The organism is Cellvibrio fibrivorans, assembly GCF_031457055.1.
Taxonomy (GTDB): Bacteria; Pseudomonadota; Gammaproteobacteria; order Pseudomonadales; family Cellvibrionaceae; genus Cellvibrio; species Cellvibrio fibrivorans.
Genome location: NZ_JAVDVX010000005.1, coordinates 215,238 through 232,987, shown reverse-complemented (window position 1 = coordinate 232,987; position 17,750 = coordinate 215,238). Strand labels below are relative to the sequence as shown.

Sequence of the window (17,750 nt, the reverse complement as noted above, 5' to 3'; positions counted from 1 at the left end):
TTAATTACACCGCATCCGCATCATGCGCGCAGACGTTTTCCGGTTTTTAATAAATGCAAAGCAATCACAAACAGTATGACCACAAACACCGTAAGCCCCACCAATGCCATACCTATATGCAAATCACTAATACCCAACATGCCGTAGCGAAATGCATTCACCATGTGCAAAATGGGATTGAGAACTGACACTTGCTGCCAAAACTCAGGCAGCAAATTGATCGAATAAAAAACTCCACCAAAATAGGTTAACGGAGTTAATACAAAGGTGGGAATGATCGATACATCGTCAAATGTGTTAGCGTAAATTGCATTGATAAACCCGGCTATGGAAAACAGTATCGAGGTCATCAATACAATAAATAAAGTAGTAAACCAATGGTGTATATGCAGATCCGCAAAAAACAACGACATGATGGTGACAATCAAACCCACCGCAACGCCACGGGCCACACCGCCCATAACATAACCCAATAAAATAATGTAATTGGGAGTCGGTGAAACTAGCAACTCTTCAATACTGCGCTGGAATTTTGCGCTGAAAAATGAAGAAGATACATTGGCATAAGCATTGGTGATTACCGCCATCATAATCAACCCTGGCGCCACAAACTCGATATAGCTGAAACCACCCATATCGCCAATACGGCTGCCAATTAATTTGCCAAAAATCACAAAATATAAAATCATTGTGATTGCCGGTGGCAATAAGGTTTGAATCCAGATTCGGGTAAACCGCTTTATTTCCTTATGCAAAATAGTAAGAAACGCAATCCACTGTTCTTGTAAACTCATGATCGCACCTCTTGTTGCGCAGCGCCTGCCAGATCTTTATTCGCATTAACCATAGCCACAAACAATTCTTCCAGACGGTTGGATTTATTGCGCATACTGACAATTTCAAATCCCTGCGTAGTCAACTGGGTAAATACTGCATTGAGTGACTGCCCCTTATCCACCTCTACTTCAAATGAATGCTCATCAATTTGTGCAACGCGATGGCCATTTAAATGTGGCAGCGATTGTAAATTACCCGCCACATCAAAAATAAACGTTTCCTTATTAAGTTGCTGCAATAAACTTTTAACGCTGGTGTTTTTAACAATGACACCTTGGTCAATTATCGCCACATTACGGCACAAGCTTTCCGCCTCTTCCAAATAGTGCGTGGTGAGAATAATGGTTGTACCTGCCGCATTAATCTCGCGCAAAAACTCCCACATGGAGCGGCGCAGTTCTATATCAACACCTGCTGTAGGCTCATCAAGGATCAGTAATTGCGGTTCATGCACTAACGCGCGTGCAATCATCAAGCGTCGTTTCATACCACCCGACAGCATCCGGGCGGGAGTATGGCGCTTATCCCATAAGCTCAATTGTTTTAAATATTTTTCGGTTTGTACTAATGCTTGCTTACGGGGCAAACCATAGTAGCCCGCTTGCTGCAGCACTATGTCCTCCACCTTTTCAAACATACTGAAATTGAATTCTTGTGGAACTACACCCAAGTATTTTTTGGCGATAGAAAAATCGGTATCGATATTTTTGCCAAACACCTCAACTGTGCCTGCAGTTTTACGCACGAGTGAGCTGATGATCCCTATAGTGGTTGATTTTCCCGCACCATTAGGGCCGAGCATGGCGAAAAAATCACCCGGCATCACATCGAGTGAAATACCTTTTAGAGCTTCGAATTTTTCGTTGTAAACTTTACGCAGGTTTCTCAGTGAGAGTGCCGGAGTCATAACCCCTCGCAGAAATGAATGAAAGTCAGAAAATCTACCACCAGATCAGGGCGCAGCATGTCGATTTCAAGTTCGGAACCATCTATTTACGATCAAGAGTATTACACATATCACCTGGAGTTACTCGCCGCCTTTAGCGCGCAGATCCAGCAATTACCACCATTTAACGCTGAATTCCCAAACGAGGAAGACCAGGAATTTCTCGTCGCGCTTGCACAATTGCAGCAACAACCGCAAGGCGTCAGCTTCCTGGAACAAGGGCAGATATTGATGTGTCGTATTGTCGGCACTTATCCACACTTGATGCCACTGCTTTATCGCGACCTGCTGTGGTTTTTTGGTGGCGACTGCCTGCATTACATGCCGGATGATGAGATCGCCGTTTTCCAGCAGTTGGATGAACAGCGCGAAGATGCCAAACAGCAACAGATACCTTTCAGCTATAAGGAAGCGCGCGCAAAATCAATGGGGATGCATTAACAACAATCTAAACGCAAAGGAATGCGTTATGCCCAAGCGGGCAAATACTATTACTGGAAGACTACGAGGAAATAAATGCTACGAAGTGGACTGCGTAAAACTGGAGCGGGAAACGAGACTCGAACTCGCGACCCTAACCTTGGCAAGGTTATGCTCTACCAACTGAGCTATTCCCGCTAAATGTGGCGTCCCCTAGGGGACTCGAACCCCTGTTACCGCCGTGAAAGGGCGGTGTCCTAGGCCACTAGACGAAGGGGACATTTTGAAAGTTGCCTAGGTGACAACGATAAAACGTACTTCACTAACAGATCAAAACGTCAATCTTTACTGCATTAACTTCCCTTGGTAGGAGAAGTTGGAGCGGGAAACGAGACTCGAACTCGCGACCCTAACCTTGGCAAGGTTATGCTCTACCAACTGAGCTATTCCCGCTAAACGTGGCGTCCCCTAGGGGACTCGAACCCCTGTTACCGCCGTGAAAGGGCGGTGTCCTAGGCCACTAGACGAAGGGGACCCGGACCATCTCACGTTTAATCTGCTCTTTCAAGCCGATGTCTGCGTCAGAAGTGGGGCGCATTCTAGGGACAGGTGCCGCCTGTGTCAACACTTTTAATTCTTTTTTTATCGGAGTGGAAACAAGCACTTAGCGATTTTATACACCAGTCAAAATACAAATTCTGGCGCCATTTTTTTCGGTGCTATACTTGAAGCATCAATGCTGCCCAGCATTTAACCGATAAGGTTCTAAAACCATCATGTCTGCCTATGTTATTGCCACAATATTTCTCCTATTAATTCTACTGGCAGGATATTTATTTTTATCGCACTCCATTGAAAAACGGCGAGTACAACGTCAACGCTTAATTACTGCCCTGCGCGCTAGACGCAATTCCTTTCGCGATCTCGCCACCGGCTTCCCCACAGGGTTTTTATCCAACGACCTAACTGCCCTGCTCTACCGCGCACTGGTCGATTGTTGCGATCAGTTATCGCGCCTTGAACCCAAAGATCCGACTCATGCCGAGCAATTCAACCTCTACACAAACCTGCTCGCCACCCAAAAAGACAACAACCAACAAACGCGGGTGCGCCTTGAGAACCCACAGCAAATTAAAGAGGCGCACAGCTTATTACAAGAGCTCCATCGATTTGTCATGCAGCAATCGGCCCTACACCTGATAAACCAAGTACAAACCGAGGCCTATATCGATCAAATTAATCGCTTGGTATTGCAAATGTCGGTTGATGGACACGTATTCAATGCACGTCAGTCCCAACAAGTAGGCAAGGTGCGCCTGGCCGTTCACTATTACACCTTGGCCCGCAAAGCATTGGCCGCTGAAAATGCAAGCCATGGTTTTGACAAACAAATCGCGCAACTGGATGCGATGATTGCAAAACTGCAAGAAAAAGCAGAGGCAACACCAGAAGGTGCAGAGCAACCAGCAGCAACATCCAACACAAAACCCGCTGCAACGACTGATGGATCATCAAGCAAAGAATGGAAAAATTTCGATGAAGAAAATGCAAAATGGAAGAAAAAGCAAATTTATGATTGATGTGCGAAGCAAAAAATATTGTAGGTAGGTACGTACCAAACGTGGCTATCGGCAAGTCATACGCATTAATAAGGACAGCCTTCCAAACCAGCTTTTTTAGCAATGGGGCAACCGCTATACACTATCTACAAGGTTTGCAGTAGCGATAAATATTACAAATGCAAATATTTATCAACCCTGATCTATCAAGTATTTACATCCTCGTTAATTATCCCCAACTGCCCCCCCATCGAACCTCTACCGAAAGCCTATGTGGGGCAACATACAGAACAACATTGATAGTCGTGATTAAAATTTGGTATCTCCTCTACCCCAAAATGGTCATTCTATGAATGATGATCCTAGCCCTACAAAAACCACGACTGCCCCATCTTTTTCAGAAGAGAAACTCAACGCTATTGAGTTAACACAATCCCATCCCGCAACACATAAATTGCGCATACTCACTTTGAACATGCACAAAGGTTTCACTGTGTTTAACCGTCAATTTGTTCTACCTGAATTGCGCGAAGCCGTACGATCCCTCTCAACCGAACTGGTATTTCTACAAGAAGTGCACGGAAGCCATAAACAACATGCAAAGCGCCACAGCAATTGGCCAACCACATCCCAATACGAATTTTTAGCCGACACCATGTGGCCAGAATTTTCCTACGGACGAAATGCGGTGTATCCCGAGGGGGATCACGGTAATGCCATACTGTCCAAATATCCTATTATTCGTTTTCAAAACCTGGATATCTCTATTGGGCGAATCGAACAACGCGGGCTTTTACACAGCGTAGTGAAAGTTCCAGGGTATAAGGAAGTTCACGCAATCTGCGTGCATTTAGGTCTCCGCGAAAGTCATCGCAAACGACAGCTTTTTTTATTACGCGATTTGGTTGAAAGCCTTCCATTATCAGCCCCCGTTATCATTGCCGGTGACTTTAACGATTGGCGAAAACGTGCAGACACCATCCTTGCAACCTGCAATATGCGGGAAGCTTTTGTAAATGAATATGGCAAACCGGCAAAAAGTTTTCCGGCACGCTGGCCGATACTTTCTCTCGACAGAGTCTATGTGCGTAACGCGTCTACGCAAAACCCCCAAGTGTTATTACAACGCCCTTGGTCCCATCTTTCAGATCATGCACCCTTAGCCGTGGAGATTTTTATATGAAGGACAACTGGCGAGATGGTAATGAAGTAAAGCTTCTTATTAACGGTGAAGAGTTTTTTCCTAGCGTATTCGAATGCATTCGCAATGCAAAAGAAGAAATCCTACTGGAGACATTTATCGTCTACGAAGATGAAATAGGCAATCAACTTCAACAAGAGTTAATTGCCGCGGCGCAACGTGGTGTCAGCATTGATATCACTGTTGATGATTACGGCACATGGGATTTGAGCCAGGAGTTTACCGATGCCCTCACCGCGGCAGGAGTGCGCCTGCATATTTTTGACCCGCAGCCCAAACTTTGGGGCGTGCGCCTGAATATATTTCGCCGCTTGCATCGTAAACTTGCTGTTATTGATCGGCATATCGCTTTCGTAGGTGGGATTAATTTTTCCGCCGACCATCTGATTAGCTCGGGAGAAAAAGCCAAGCAAGATTATGCCGTAAAAGTGCGGGGCCCAGTGGTAGCGGATATCCACCAAACCTGTATGCTCTTATTGTTGCGAGCATCCAGCCGTAAGGAGCGGAGCAAGTATATTCAGACCGCGAGAGCAGCGGAACCACCTGTTGCCGGAGAGGTGCGAGCATTGATGGTTGAAAGAGACAACGGCGCGCACTCCCGGGATATAGAACGACAATACCTCCTGGCCGCCCGGCTAGCCCAACAACGTCTAATTATTGCCAATGCATATTTTTTTCCCGGATATCGTCTGCTGCGCGAATTACGTCGCGCAGCACAGCGTAATGTGGAAGTGATATTAATTCTGCAAGGTCAGCCCGACATGGCGTGGGTCACCGCCTTATCGCGTTTACTTTACAATTATTTATTGCGCTCGGGCGTAAAAATTTATGAGTATTGCCAGCGCCCCTTACATGGGAAAGTCGCGCTCATGGACGATAAATGGGCTACGGTAGGATCGAGCAATTTGGACCCGCTAAGCTTGTCATTAAACTTGGAGGCGAATGTTTTTATCGATAATGAAGCATTCAATCAGCAACTTTATGAGCATTTTAATCAGCTTGTAAATAATCACTGCAAAAAATTAAACATTAAAACCGCGCTACGCGGTCTATGGTGGCGTGCGCCCATAATATTTTTGAGCTTCCATTTTTTACGAAAATTTCCCACTATTATGGGGTGGCTACCAGCGCATACACACGAACTAAAATTGGTGACACCTTCGAAAGACTTTACCGATAGCGAAAAAAATCACATAACGCAAACAGCAGGAGAATCCATTGAGGTAACCAATGCTATATTCAAAAATAAACAAGGTTACGAAAAATATAGCTTTGCTAAAAATAAATCCTTGAACGAAAGTTACAAGAAAAAAGGCTTATCCAAGGAATCTATATCATGAGCCATTCAGGCTCATCGAGCGCTGCGGTAGATTCTCCAGCAAAGATGCGCGCACCCAATAAAAAGTGGCAATGGGCCAAGAGGATACTCACAATCGCCTTTTTTATTCTGGTTCCCGTACTGCTATTGATGTTAATTAAAAATATCGAATGGGAAGAAGTAGAACAAGCGTTACGAAGTTACAGCGCCAATACCTTATTAATCGGTACCAGCATTGCACTTTTCAGTTATCTGGTTTTCGCAAGCTACGATTTGGTGGGAAGAAAATATACAGGTCATTCTTTGCCCGCACGACAGGTATTACCTCTGGCATTTGTATGCTATGCGTTTACGTTGAATTTAACTGCCTGGGTTGGCGGCATTGCGTTGCGCTTCCGTTTATATTCACGCCTTGGGCTTGATCCAGGAACAATTACTAAAATACTCAGCATGAGCCTTATCACCAATTGGCTCGGCTATATCATTCTGGCAGGTATCTTATTTTCTTTCCGTTGGGTAGATTTACCGGATAAAGCGAAAATAGGTGGCACTGCACTACAGCTGGTTGGGTTTATTTTACTCGCGATAGCGGCTATCTATTTTTGGGCATGCCGCTTCTCCAAGCGCCGATCCTTCCATTTTCGTGGCCATAAATTTACCTTGCCAAAACTACAACTTGCCCTGATACAAGCTGGGCTGGCAATGACTAACTGGTTGCTGATGGGTTTGATTATTTATACCTTTATGCCGGATAAGGTCACTTATCAAACAGTGCTGGGAATTTTGTTAATCAGCAGCATCGCCGGTGTGGTCGCGCATATTCCTGCGGGGCTTGGTGTACTGGAAACCATTTTTATTGCAATGCTTCACCATCAATTGTCTAAAGGAAGTATCCTGGCGGCATTGATTGGTTACAGAGTTGTCTATTTTTTACTGCCACTGACCATCGCGTGTATTGTCTACCTTGTCATAGAATCACGCGCGAAAAGAATGTCGCAGAAAAATCAAAGTGAATAACTAGAGTATTTCAGCACATCCGCAATACCGTCTAAAAATTACAACTACTTTTTATCTAGCAAGTTTTTCAAATCCGCAAAGGGATTGTGCGTTGCAGGGGCAATTTTCTTTTCCGTCGTTGAGCCATACAAAACATGCTCATGGAATTTTGTATGTTCATGATCGTGGCAATACAGGCAAAGCAATTCCCAGTTACTGCCGTCAGCAGGATTGTTATCGTGATTATGATCGCGGTGATGAACCGTGAGTTCGCGAATATTCTTGGAGTTGAACTCGCGCGCACAACGCCCACAAATCCAGGGATACATTTTTAGCGCTTTTTCGCGGTAGCCCTGCTCCTTTTGGAGATAGCTACTGGTGCGACCAAGATTATCGGAAGTCATAAAAAAAGTTCCAGACAGTCAGAAATTAAGAATTATTATGGGTAGGCCAACACAGTTTTAATTTGCTCGATATTGTCGGCAAGCCAATGCCGATTGACCACTCCCCAGCTCACAATACGATAAGTACCATTGGTATTTTCCATTTCGATATCCAATTCATGGATCGCTGCAAGCGTATCTTGCGCCGTGCGACGCGGCATACCGGTTGCTTCAATAATTCTTGGCACCGTGTTACTACCTTGCTCAATCAACCAGGCAACATATAGCCGGCGATAAAAACTGGTTTTGGTTTTGCTGTGTTCGCTCATTCTATCAACCACTATTAAAAACCATGAATAAAATCAAAAGAGTCAGAATGGGCGAACCCTTTTGATTTATCCAAGGTTAGATTAATCAGCCATCGCAGGATAATCAGTATAACCTACAGAATCCGCCGTATAAAATGTGGATGAGTCAGCCGCATTTAATGACGCACCCAGTTTAAAACGTGCAGGTAAATCCGGATTCGCGAGGAAGGGGACACCGAATGCTACCGCATCCAATTTTCCAGCAGCTATAGCTTCTGCTGCTTCATCCGCTGAATAACCCATGTTGCCAACCAACACTCCTTTGTAATGTTCGCGCGCTGATGTCATCACATCGCCTTGCTGCACCTGAAAAAAATCGCTGCGCATTAAGTGCAAATAAGCGAGATCAAAATCATTCAAGCGTTTTGCCACCCAAGTGATAAGCGCGATGGGGTCGCTATCGATCATACTGTTGTAGCTGTTGAGGGGCGATAACCGCAAACCAACCTGCTTGCTGTCCCATACTTCGCACACAGCGGCGATTACCTCCAGCATCAAGCGCGCACGATTGTCAATCGGACCACCATAAGCGCCGCTGCGTTTATTAGAGCCATCGCGCAGAAATTGGTCCAATAAGTAGCCATTCGCGCCGTGAACCTCTACACCGTCAAAACCGGCTGCTTTTGCATTAATAGCGGCTTGTTTAAAACCGGCGACTATACCTGGCAACTCGTCATCATTTAATGCACGCGGTTCGGTATAGGGTAGTTTGCCTTCCGGTGTATGCACCTCATCGATAATCGCGATGGCACTAGGCGCAACCGGTTGTTTGCCCGCATTTAATGCGGGATGGCAAGCGCGGCCGCCGTGCCATATTTGCAAGAAAATTCTGCCGCCCTTTGCATGGACGGCATCTGTCACTTTGCGCCAGCCATCGACTTGCGCCTGCGAGTGAATTCCCGGCTCTTTCCAAAATGCCGAGTTTCCCTCCATCGCCATAGTCGCTTCGGCTATGATTAAACCGGCGCTGGCGCGCTGGGCGTAATATTCAGCCATAAGTGCATTGGGTAGATGTTCAAGTCCTGCACGGCAACGGGTAAGTGGAGCCATCCAGATACGGTTAGGTACGGCGAGGTTGCCGATCTTTAAGGGACGAAAAAGGATTTCTGTTGTGCTCATATAAACTCCGGTTCGCGATACTGCTAAATAAGTTACGGGCAATTTGCTACGCTTAGGCCACTGGAAACGATCAATCCACGTTTATTCACGGTTTTTATCATTTAATTGTTTTATGATTCAGGCAGCACGGATAACACTGACAATACATTAGCATCACCTTAACACCCAATCCTCACTTCACGCATTTTTTTACGGAGCTTTGCCTATGCTGATCAACTGTGTCGCTTATCAGGAGGGGAAAAAACTCTGCAGTATTCCAGTCGAAGAAATAAGTGACTATGTGAAAAAACCAGACTGTTTTGTATGGGTTGCATTAAAGGATGCAGAACCTACCGAACTGGCACAAATGCAACACGAGTTTTGCCTACATGAATTAGCAGTGGAGGATGCGCACGTCGGCCACCAGCGTCCCAAAATTGAAGAGTATGGCGATTCCTTGTTTGCGGTGATGCACACGGTTGAGTTTGTGGATGGTGAATTAAATATCGGCGAAGTAGATGTATTTGTGGGAGAAAATTATGTGCTCTCTACGCGCAACCGCACCCAGCAAGGTTTTCTCGGCGTGCGCGCACGCTGCGAGCGCGAGCCGCATCATTTAATGCAGGGTTCTGCTTTTGTATTTTATGCATTGATGGATGCCGTTGTAGATCGTTACTTTCCCGTCGTAGTCGCCTTTGAAACGGAATTGGAAACCATCGAAGACCAAATATTTACCAAAGGTTCGCAGCGTGCAAACATTGAGCGGCTCTATGAATTAAAACGCAAAGTGACATTACTCAAACACGCCGTTGCGCCCTTGCTGGAAGCAGTCGGAAAATTGGATGGTGGGCGTGTGCCACCGATTGTTGCCGACACCAAAGATTATTTCCGCGATGTACACGACCATCTCTATCGCATCAACACCTCTATCGATTCCATTCGTGACACCATAGGCACAGCAATTCAGGTGAATCTATCGATGGTAAGTATCGATGAAAGTGAAGTGAATAAACGGCTCGCGGCGTGGGCTGCAATCTTTGCTGTCGCCACAGCCTTTGTCGGTATTTGGGGAATGAATTTTGAACATATGCCGGAATTAAAATGGAAATACGGTTATCCGGTATCCTTGGGGATTGTTTCGGTTATTTGTGTTTATCTATATTATCGTTTTAAAAAATCGGGTTGGCTTTAATAAAAAATCACCGCTCATAGCGGTGATTTTTCAACAGTTAAGATTGGATTTTATACAAGCGCATCCTGCAAATTTTTTGTTGCCTCCACTGCAAAACATTCAATGTGTTCACCCTGCTCTATTACACCGATAGATTTTTTGAGCGGTACACGGCGCGGAGTAAATTTAAATAAGTCACTACGCTCTGCATAGTGTCGTACCTTGTGACTAACCAGTACTTCGCCGGGCTCAGCCGCCGCTTCCATACGCGCTGCCATGCTAACGGCCACACCTTCCAAGTCGGCAATATCAGTTACCTCATTGTGGATAACCGCCACTTCACCCAGCTCGACGCCGATACGCAATTCAAAACCTGCTGCCCTTAAAACATTGCGCATCATACAGGCGCAAGACAAACCCGCAGTCGCATTGGTAAAGGTTACGCGCAGGGAATCACCTTCCATATTGGGGTGACCCGCTGCCCATTTTTTGAGGATGGGTTTTACCAAGCCGCGAAACAGCGATAGTTTTTCCGACAGTTCGTCATCGCGCCATTTGGAAAACCCTTTTAAATCCATAAATAAAATGGTGAGGTTGCGCACCTGATCTTTTTCATGGTCGGCAGCCAACTCCAATAAACGCGGCCAAAATTCTTCGCGGATAGCACCCACCTTTTCTTTCAATTGCAAATGCAACTGGGTATTGGTGCGCAACATTAATTGCGCCAGCTGGATACGTTCAGCCTCAGCTTGTAACTGGTTTTTTAATTCAGTGGGGTTGTGGCTGCCCACCTCTTCCACCACAAATTTGACCAGCGCACCCCCAGCGACATCGCTGATGGATTTCAACCGTAAAATAGTGCCCCAATGCACTGCCGCCAAATGCTCTATAAAAATCGGCAGTGTTGCTAATTCATGGTCAGCCAAGCGATAGGGATACCGCAATTCGATAGTGATGGCCTCGGCAAAAATCCGCTCGAATTCGTGGTTGCGATAGATAGTTTTTTCTTTGCCGGATTTATCCCAGTACGCATAAGTACATTCGATATTGGCGATAGCCCAACCGGCAGTGGTGATTTTCCATAACTTCGCACCAGTAATATTGGCACCAGCTAATTTTGTTTTAGTGAGATTAGCGTTGCGCAAATCGCAATGGCTTAAATTGGCTGCGGTAAAATCCGCTTTGTGTAAATCCATTCCATTTAAATCGACACCACTTAAATTGGCCGATTTAAAAATAGCGCCGGATAAAGTGGCACCGCGCAGGTCGGCATTGGTGAGGTTGGCACCGGTAAATAAAGTGTTGGCTAAATCTGCGCCTTGCAAATTCACGCCGGAAAGATTGGAATTGCTGAGATCAACGCGAGAGAGTTGCTGCCCTTCAAGATTACTGCCCGCTAGCGATACATCGCGCAGCATCAAACCGCTGATATCGTGCCCGCGGAAATCAATATTTTCGAGCCGTGCATTGCGCGTATTGGCGGTGAGCATATTGGCGAGAAACAACACTGAGCCGCTGAGGTCACAATTGCCGAGATTGGCGGCGATCAATTTTGCATGGGAAAAATCATTGTTTTGCAATTCGGAATATTGCAGGTTTGCCAAAATCAGATCGGCATATTTAAAACTGCAGCGGGTAACGCGCGCGTTGCGCAGTGAGACTTTTGATAAATCGTATTCATCAAAATTGACACCGTCCAGCGCTATGCCATCGAGATTAATCTCCCCTATTGCATGGCGCTTGCGCCAATTATTCCAGGACGCAGCGCCCTTTTTAAGTTCCTGAAGTATCCGTTCTTTGTCCATTTTGGTAGTGCTCTCTCAGTTAATACCTACTTATAACGCTTACTTACAAGAAAATTATCTTTGTAGCCCGCCGGCAGTATTTTTTGTTTTTTTAAGATAAGTAATATTACTATCACTCAGAGGGAGATTCGAGAGGACGGGCTTCTATTTAGCGGTGAGCACCTGGGGTTTTCGCCTGCAATTACAATTCTTCACAATTAGGCAATCGAGTTGCTATCGATTTTTCGAATCAACAATAGCGGATGCCCCAACTCAATGGCCCCCTCAAAAAACTCCTGCCCAATCAAATGCGGGGCAACATTTTTCCAACCATAGCTGCCCTGGCCGCAGGCGGATGTTACTTTGCCCAAGGCTAAATCCCCTGCCCGAATCACGTCGCCATCGTCAACTTTGCGATAACCCTGCGGAAAAGGATGCATAACTATTTACTGCCTTTTGGTGGTTTGCGCAAAGTATATAGCCTGTAACTGGCGATTCATAAACCTAAAAAAATAGGCAAAAAAAAGCCCCTAAAAAGGGGCTCAAGAACTTACACCATTTCCTTGCTAATCATTAGCCGCTTTTGTTGAAAAATTACATATTGAACTGAACCCAGGCGGTATCGACTGCACCAACAGCTTGACCGATGGTGTAGAAGTAACGAATGACTGCACCGGCAGGAACGCCGCTCAAGGTATACACGTTGGTGTTGTCCGCATTGTGCGTCATGCGGATATTCTGTTGCGCACCACCATTAACGGTGTAATGAATGTCCGTCCAGGGTGAATTGTTTGCATAAAATCTCACGCTGGTTGCGCTCAGTTTGGTATAGCCGTAAGTAGCGACAGAACTTGCCACAGAACTTCTTACCGAGCTTGCAACTGAGCTTTTAACAGAACTGGCCACTGAACTTTTAACTGAGCTCGCTACCGAACTTTTCACTGAACTTGCAGAGCTGCTAACCATTGGCAAATTAAATTGTGCCCATGCCGTATCTATCGCACCTACTGCCTGGCCAATGGTGTAACTGTATTTCACCAGCGCACCAGCAGGAATTCCCGTAACGGTTAATGTATTGGAATTATCGGCATTGTGCGTCAGACGAATATTTTGTTGCGGGCCATTATTGATGGTGTAGTGAATATCTGCCCAAGCGGCATTGTTAACAAAAAACTTTACGCTGGTGCTGGACAACACAGTGTGACCATTCGTGCTAGCGGCAACCGATGAGCTACTCGGCGCTAGTGAAGAACTTGAACGGCTTGATGGTGCAACACTGGAAGGTGTGCTCGACCGGCTTGAAGGAGCAACGCTGCTGGGTGTGCTTGAACGACTGGACGGTGCAACACTTGATGGCGTGCTTGAACGGCTTGAAGGCGCAACACTGGATGGCACCGATGAAGACGATACTGCTGCCTGGCAATCCGCGCTGGCACCACACTCCCAAATAACATCATCAATCGCCATTTCAAAATTGCTGGTTGGCAGAGCGCCATCAACACTGGCGATGCTAAACAAGGTTGACATGGATTGCAGTGCAACCAAACTGCCGCGCAGTGCAGAAACGGGAACTGTTGCCTGCGCCCAATCACCGTTGCGAACCAAACCATAGGTCGTGGTGTTGGCTGGGAAGGTCAACCAATTTTGATTAGTGTAGGTATCTTGCACACCAATTTTGAACGCAACATTCGCGGGGATTTTGATACGGAATTTCATATTGCCGTTCACAAACTTGCTCATGTCACGCGCTTGACGCGATGCAATGCCACCACCAAACCATTGCGGTGCAGTGTATTTCCAAGCAATTACATTAGTGCCTTCATAAGCTGCTGTAGTACCAGCTGTAGTCGATGCGGTATTCCAGATCCAGATATCCGAACTCGCACCCGCAACTTGCTTGTTAGTAGTTGCAGTATTGTCAGTGAATACGCCGAAGGTGCCGGTTTCAGGTTTAACCTGGTTGCCCAGTTTCACTTCGCCTTTGCCATCCAATTGATAGACGCGCACATAGTCAACGTACATTTTGCCCGGCAATGGCGCAGTCACCTGACCTGCATTGGCAGCATCGGTAAAGTTGCCACCTACAGCCAAATTAAAGAGCAGGTAAAAGGGAGCCTGGAATTCTGAAGACTCTTCATTTACCGGAATAGGATTTTGGTACAGATCCGTTTCAACACCGTTATCGATTACGGTGAAACGAATTTGGCTATCCGTCCAATACAAGCGGTATTTTACAAAACGGTTAGTAAGCGGAGTGTTTGCGACATAAGCATTGTCGGTTTGCCACGCAGTGGATGCAGCACAAGTCGGGTTTGCAGGAACACAGGCAGCACTTGCGTAGAAGATAGCATTGGAGCCGACATAGCTATTGATATCAGCACCAAGGAAACCTGCATCGGCCATTGCCTGCGCGCGGTGGCCCATTTCCATAATGTCGATTTCACCTTTCGCTGGCCAGGTCGCGAGACTGGTACCGAGCATCCAGGCGGCTGGCCACAAACCCACACCCACTTGCGGTGTGCTCATACGAATTTCGATCATGCCGTATTTAATTTGCAGTTTGTTTTCGGTGGTGATTTTGCCAGAGGTAAAACTACTGCCACCAAAAGCTTCACGTTTGGCTTGAATCGCCAAGGCTTTGGTCGCAGGTTCAAAGGGAACGTTTTCGATCGCTAGGTTGTTCGCGCGATAGTATTGCAACTCCTGGTTGCCCCACCCGCACAGACCGATTGCGCAGCCATCGCCTTCGATGGAGTTCCATACAGACGAGTCGAGGGTATTGAAGTTTTCTTCGTACAAGAGACTTCCGATAGTCGGATTTAACACATCAGCCATGACCGGCGCAGCAGCGAACAATAGAGTTCCCATTGCTGCGGTTAATTTGGCTTTGAGGCCGACATTATTATTGATATTCATTTTGTAACCTTTTGGATGATTATTTTTATTGATTCGCAGGTGATGCAGAAAACATTGCCGATCATTGAGACGCGCGCTGAATGTACAGTGATGAGCTAGACTTTTCGTCCCAGGTTGAGGATTGATGCAAGGTGGTTTGTTTCAGCTTGCGCTACGCAAAATGGGACTCACTTCTTGGCGCTTTCCATAAAAGCGGCCGCACCACAATCGCAGGGCGCTATAAAATTATCCAGATAGCGGGTTTTAACGCGGGTTTTTAATCCCAACTGAAATAATGCTTCCATGTGGGCGGGATCAAAGTTCAATGGATCGGCATTCACTTTCGCCGGAATTACCGCATATCCAAAAGTCGCACCGTGGCGCTGCGCAAAAGCGGTCGAGATAATCAGGTGCGCGCGTAAATTCGCACGACTCATGGAATCAAACGAACGTCCGACTATCGCCATAGTGCCGCCGATCAAAGGGGCGGCAGTGATATCGGTTTGGCCGTTGATAATCACATACAACTGTTCAGGTTTAAGGCGCGGGCTGCTGATCTGCGCCGCCGCAAGTGATTCGGGCAACAATAAAAATGGCGCATTGATACCGCCGTCGGCATGCACCTCAGTATTTTTACCATCGGTAATCACCACCGGAGGGAATATGCCCGGCACACTGGCGGATGCGGTTAACACCGCGCGAAATAGCGCGAGCGCATTGCCGTTATCGTCCGGATGTTCTGCGGAAATGGCGATGCTGCCCATATCCCATACCATCGTTTCCTGGGTGTCCAAATCGGTGGTGACGACCAATAACCGGCGCCCGGCGCGATGGCCACTGGCAATCGCTTTAAGCAAATCGGCGTTGATGTAACGCGCAACCAACGCGGCCAATGGTTTGCCACTGTAAAGTGACGGGCGATAAAAAAAGCCGCCGCCCCAGCGCGTCAGTTTTGCTGCCTGCGGATCGTGATAAGCAGCAGTTAGGGTTTCATCCCAACTTGGACCTGCAAACGCAAAGGGGGCAATTAACGAACCCGTACTAATTCCGGTCACCATATCAAACACCGGGCGATCCTTATCCTGGCTCCACCCCACCAGCATTCCCGCACCAAATGCGCCGTTGGCTCCACCGCCAGAAATCGCCAGCGCACGCATTCCACCGGTGCGATTAAAGTAGCGGTCCTGATCCAGATTCTGCATAAACGAAAGCACACCTTGCGGATCAGTCGCTACAAACCGAAAACGATCAAACGGGGAAAAAGTCGCCGATGGTTTAAGCGTGGGCGAAAAATAGGTGGGCACGCGCGACACATAACCGCAAGCCGACAGGGAAAATACAACTAGGAGCAAGACTATCTGCCCAAGATATTGAGTAAAAGGTACTGGGGTCACGGCGAATAATTCCTCTTCTTCCCGGAGTTGGCGCCCGGAAGTTATAGCAAGAGGCTGCCACACTTGCAGCAAATTATTTAGCTTCCAACCGCTATAACTCACCCATAGCAAAAGTAATGGGCACCGACAGCTCCAGTTCCGCCACCTCCAGCCCGGCAGGTAAAGGCGCAAAGGGGGCGGCACTGCGCACTGCCGCTAACGCAGCTTTGTTAAGCATCACAAATTCCAGCTCTTCAATCGGCGCAACAGTTTTGAGCTGGCCCGCCGCATCTATCACCACAGAGAGCCTCACGGTTCCCATTTGACGCAACTGCTGTGCGCGCCGCGGGTAATCGACGTGGGTGTTTATTTTTTTAAATACATCGGCCATATAAAACTGTTTTGCCAAAAGCGCTTGTGCCTTGCTCAACCCCGGCTCCGGATTCGCAGTGGCTAGCACTGGATTTTGTTCAGCAGCAGATACTGTGGGAGTTGATTCGGGAATGGGTGAAGCGGTTTTGAGCGCTACAGGAACCGGTGGGGAAACCTCAGGTTTGGCAACGGCGGGTTTCTCTGCCGTCAGGATTTTGGGTTCAGTTACCGCCGTCGCGACTGGCGCTGCGGCGGGTGTTGCAAGGGCGACAGGCGATTCGGGTTCATCAAGCTCTTTCTGCGGAGGCGCAACCACTGGCAGCCAACTCTTGGCCACCTCAATCCTGGCGTTGCGCGGATACATCGCATTAAAGCGGTTAACGAGAGCAGTATCCGCTGTGTTGGCTTTTAATAAATCGTCACGAAAAGCGGTTGAAGATGGAACAGAGCCAATCCATGAGCGCAGCAATAAGGTGAAAAAAGCATCGTCCCCGACGTGACCGAGCACGACTGAATTGAGGCTTACATCCACGCCCGTCATAGGCGCATAGGCAATCACCAAATGATCATTAGATTCCAGCCGATCGCGCACCAGCTCCTCAAAATAGACCATGTTCTCCGCTTGGGCGATAAGCGCATCGCGGGTGTTATTGATCGCCACTGACTCGCGCCATATCCGGCTGAACTGCCGCTGGGTAATACCCTGCTTGGCGAGGATTTTTAGCTCCATCCGTTTGGGATAACTGCCGTTGATCAACTCCTGCGCATTGGTGCCTGTTTGGCCAGCGAAGAGCGCCGCCATAAATAACTCGTTACCCAACTCGGAGTAGGCCGCTACACCGTTTAAATCTGCTTCCGCCCGCAGGCTATTGCTCACTAACAGCAATAAAGCCGCACAAAACACCCAAGACTTCACTAGCACTTTGTCGCTCCCATAGCATTTGTTGGAGCGCAGCCTAACGGGAAAATAAGTCAGATATACGACAAGGGCTCAAATTCTGCACCAAGGAAACAGATACTTGCGCCGAC

General features: G+C 47.2%; 16 protein-coding genes and 4 tRNA genes. 6 read left to right on the top strand and 14 right to left on the bottom strand.

The features are described 5' to 3' along the window. Positions 1–20 precede the first annotated feature (20 nt). Positions 21–794 (bottom strand): ABC transporter permease, encoded by a 774-nt coding sequence (locus J2X05_RS14410; protein ID WP_310073617.1) that lies wholly within the window; start codon positions 792–794, stop codon positions 21–23. Next, positions 791–1,744, bottom strand: coding sequence for an ABC transporter ATP-binding protein (locus tag J2X05_RS14405; protein WP_310073616.1), 954 nt, complete (start codon positions 1,742–1,744; stop codon positions 791–793). The genes J2X05_RS14410 and J2X05_RS14405 overlap by 4 nt, the downstream gene beginning before the upstream one ends. 18 nt (positions 1,745–1,762) lie before the next feature. On the opposite strand from J2X05_RS14405, the gene J2X05_RS14400 reads away from it, so the two are divergent. Then, complete coding sequence (locus J2X05_RS14400; protein ID WP_310073614.1) at positions 1,763–2,224, top strand: PA2817 family protein; 462 nt, start codon at positions 1,763–1,765, stop codon at positions 2,222–2,224. A gap of 101 nt (positions 2,225–2,325) precedes the next feature. Here the strand turns inward: J2X05_RS14400 and J2X05_RS14395 are convergent. The 4 genes from J2X05_RS14395 to J2X05_RS14380 form a co-directional block, all read right to left on the bottom strand. Beyond that, positions 2,326–2,401, bottom strand: a tRNA-Gly gene (locus tag J2X05_RS14395). 6 nt (positions 2,402–2,407) lie between these two features. Beyond that, a tRNA-Glu gene (locus J2X05_RS14390) sits at positions 2,408–2,483 on the bottom strand. Positions 2,484–2,580: 97 nt separating this feature from the next. Continuing rightward, a tRNA-Gly gene (locus J2X05_RS14385) sits at positions 2,581–2,656 on the bottom strand. A 6-nt stretch (positions 2,657–2,662) separates the two neighbouring features. Then, positions 2,663–2,738, bottom strand: a tRNA-Glu gene (locus tag J2X05_RS14380). Between the two features lie 241 nt (positions 2,739–2,979). Between J2X05_RS14380 and J2X05_RS14375 the strand changes: the two genes are divergently transcribed. From J2X05_RS14375 to J2X05_RS14360, 4 genes are all read left to right on the top strand, one after another. Continuing rightward, entirely contained in the window at positions 2,980–3,783 is an 804-nt protein-coding gene (locus J2X05_RS14375) for a hypothetical protein (RefSeq protein ID WP_310073611.1), read from the top strand. A gap of 328 nt (positions 3,784–4,111) precedes the next feature. Beyond that, positions 4,112–4,945: an endonuclease/exonuclease/phosphatase family protein gene (locus tag J2X05_RS14370; RefSeq protein ID WP_349681248.1), complete on the top strand. Its 834-nt coding sequence runs from the start codon at positions 4,112–4,114 to the stop codon at positions 4,943–4,945. Next, entirely contained in the window at positions 4,942–6,303 is a 1,362-nt protein-coding gene (gene clsB / locus J2X05_RS14365; RefSeq protein WP_310073608.1) for a cardiolipin synthase ClsB, read from the top strand. The genes J2X05_RS14370 and clsB overlap by 4 nt, the downstream gene beginning before the upstream one ends. Further along, complete coding sequence (locus tag J2X05_RS14360) at positions 6,300–7,298, top strand: lysylphosphatidylglycerol synthase domain-containing protein (protein ID WP_310073606.1); 999 nt, start codon at positions 6,300–6,302, stop codon at positions 7,296–7,298. Before clsB ends, J2X05_RS14360 begins: the two co-directional genes overlap by 4 nt. Positions 7,299–7,342: 44 nt before the next feature. Here J2X05_RS14360 and J2X05_RS14355 read toward each other — a convergent pair whose 3' ends face one another. The 3 genes from J2X05_RS14355 to J2X05_RS14345 form a co-directional block, all read right to left on the bottom strand. Continuing rightward, the gene (locus tag J2X05_RS14355; protein WP_310073603.1) at positions 7,343–7,681 is read right to left on the bottom strand and encodes a YajD family HNH nuclease; all 339 of its coding nucleotides are present in this window, start codon (positions 7,679–7,681) and stop codon (positions 7,343–7,345) included. Positions 7,682–7,716: 35 nt separating this feature from the next. Beyond that, a complete protein-coding gene (locus tag J2X05_RS14350) occupies positions 7,717–7,989 on the bottom strand; it encodes a helix-turn-helix domain-containing protein (RefSeq protein WP_310073601.1) in 273 nt (90 codons plus the stop codon). A gap of 81 nt (positions 7,990–8,070) precedes the next feature. Further along, complete coding sequence (locus tag J2X05_RS14345; RefSeq protein WP_310073599.1) at positions 8,071–9,147, bottom strand: alkene reductase; 1,077 nt, start codon at positions 9,145–9,147, stop codon at positions 8,071–8,073. Between the two features lie 205 nt (positions 9,148–9,352). Between J2X05_RS14345 and corA the strand changes: the two genes are divergently transcribed. Next, positions 9,353–10,318, top strand: a complete 966-nt coding sequence (corA, locus tag J2X05_RS14340) for a magnesium/cobalt transporter CorA (protein ID WP_310073597.1) — start codon at positions 9,353–9,355, stop codon at positions 10,316–10,318. A 50-nt stretch (positions 10,319–10,368) separates the two neighbouring features. Here corA and J2X05_RS14335 read toward each other — a convergent pair whose 3' ends face one another. The 5 genes from J2X05_RS14335 to J2X05_RS14315 form a co-directional block, all read right to left on the bottom strand. Beyond that, positions 10,369–12,102: a pentapeptide repeat-containing protein gene (locus tag J2X05_RS14335; RefSeq protein WP_310073595.1), complete on the bottom strand. Its 1,734-nt coding sequence runs from the start codon at positions 12,100–12,102 to the stop codon at positions 10,369–10,371. Between the two features lie 197 nt (positions 12,103–12,299). Beyond that, positions 12,300–12,521: a hypothetical protein gene (locus tag J2X05_RS14330; protein ID WP_310073593.1), complete on the bottom strand. Its 222-nt coding sequence runs from the start codon at positions 12,519–12,521 to the stop codon at positions 12,300–12,302. Between the two features lie 154 nt (positions 12,522–12,675). Further along, positions 12,676–14,997 (bottom strand): glycoside hydrolase family 16 protein, encoded by a 2,322-nt coding sequence (locus J2X05_RS14325; protein WP_310073591.1) that lies wholly within the window; start codon positions 14,995–14,997, stop codon positions 12,676–12,678. Between the two features lie 167 nt (positions 14,998–15,164). Continuing rightward, positions 15,165–16,370, bottom strand: coding sequence for a patatin-like phospholipase family protein (locus J2X05_RS14320; RefSeq protein WP_310073590.1), 1,206 nt, complete (start codon positions 16,368–16,370; stop codon positions 15,165–15,167). A gap of 91 nt (positions 16,371–16,461) precedes the next feature. After that, complete coding sequence (locus tag J2X05_RS14315) at positions 16,462–17,643, bottom strand: TonB family protein (protein ID WP_310073588.1); 1,182 nt, start codon at positions 17,641–17,643, stop codon at positions 16,462–16,464. Positions 17,644–17,750 lie beyond the last annotated feature (107 nt).

Excerpts from the sequence above, each read along its gene's own strand:
- J2X05_RS14410 (WP_310073617.1), bottom strand. The coding sequence starts at position 794 with ATGAGTTTACAAGAACAGTGGATTGCGTTTCTTACTATTTTGCATAAG.
- J2X05_RS14405 (WP_310073616.1), bottom strand. The coding sequence starts at position 1,744 with ATGACTCCGGCACTCTCACTGAGAAACCTGCGTAAAGTTTACAACGAA.
- J2X05_RS14400 (WP_310073614.1), top strand. The coding sequence starts at position 1,763 with ATGAAAGTCAGAAAATCTACCACCAGATCAGGGCGCAGCATGTCGATT.
- J2X05_RS14375 (WP_310073611.1), top strand. The coding sequence starts at position 2,980 with ATGTCTGCCTATGTTATTGCCACAATATTTCTCCTATTAATTCTACTG.
- J2X05_RS14370 (WP_349681248.1), top strand. The coding sequence starts at position 4,112 with ATGAATGATGATCCTAGCCCTACAAAAACCACGACTGCCCCATCTTTT.
- clsB (WP_310073608.1), top strand. The coding sequence starts at position 4,942 with ATGAAGGACAACTGGCGAGATGGTAATGAAGTAAAGCTTCTTATTAAC.
- J2X05_RS14360 (WP_310073606.1), top strand. The coding sequence starts at position 6,300 with ATGAGCCATTCAGGCTCATCGAGCGCTGCGGTAGATTCTCCAGCAAAG.
- J2X05_RS14355 (WP_310073603.1), bottom strand. The coding sequence starts at position 7,681 with ATGACTTCCGATAATCTTGGTCGCACCAGTAGCTATCTCCAAAAGGAG.
- J2X05_RS14350 (WP_310073601.1), bottom strand. The coding sequence starts at position 7,989 with ATGAGCGAACACAGCAAAACCAAAACCAGTTTTTATCGCCGGCTATAT.
- J2X05_RS14345 (WP_310073599.1), bottom strand. The coding sequence starts at position 9,147 with ATGAGCACAACAGAAATCCTTTTTCGTCCCTTAAAGATCGGCAACCTC.
- corA (WP_310073597.1), top strand. The coding sequence starts at position 9,353 with ATGCTGATCAACTGTGTCGCTTATCAGGAGGGGAAAAAACTCTGCAGT.
- J2X05_RS14335 (WP_310073595.1), bottom strand. The coding sequence starts at position 12,102 with ATGGACAAAGAACGGATACTTCAGGAACTTAAAAAGGGCGCTGCGTCC.
- J2X05_RS14330 (WP_310073593.1), bottom strand. The coding sequence starts at position 12,521 with ATGCATCCTTTTCCGCAGGGTTATCGCAAAGTTGACGATGGCGACGTG.
- J2X05_RS14325 (WP_310073591.1), bottom strand. The coding sequence starts at position 14,997 with ATGAATATCAATAATAATGTCGGCCTCAAAGCCAAATTAACCGCAGCA.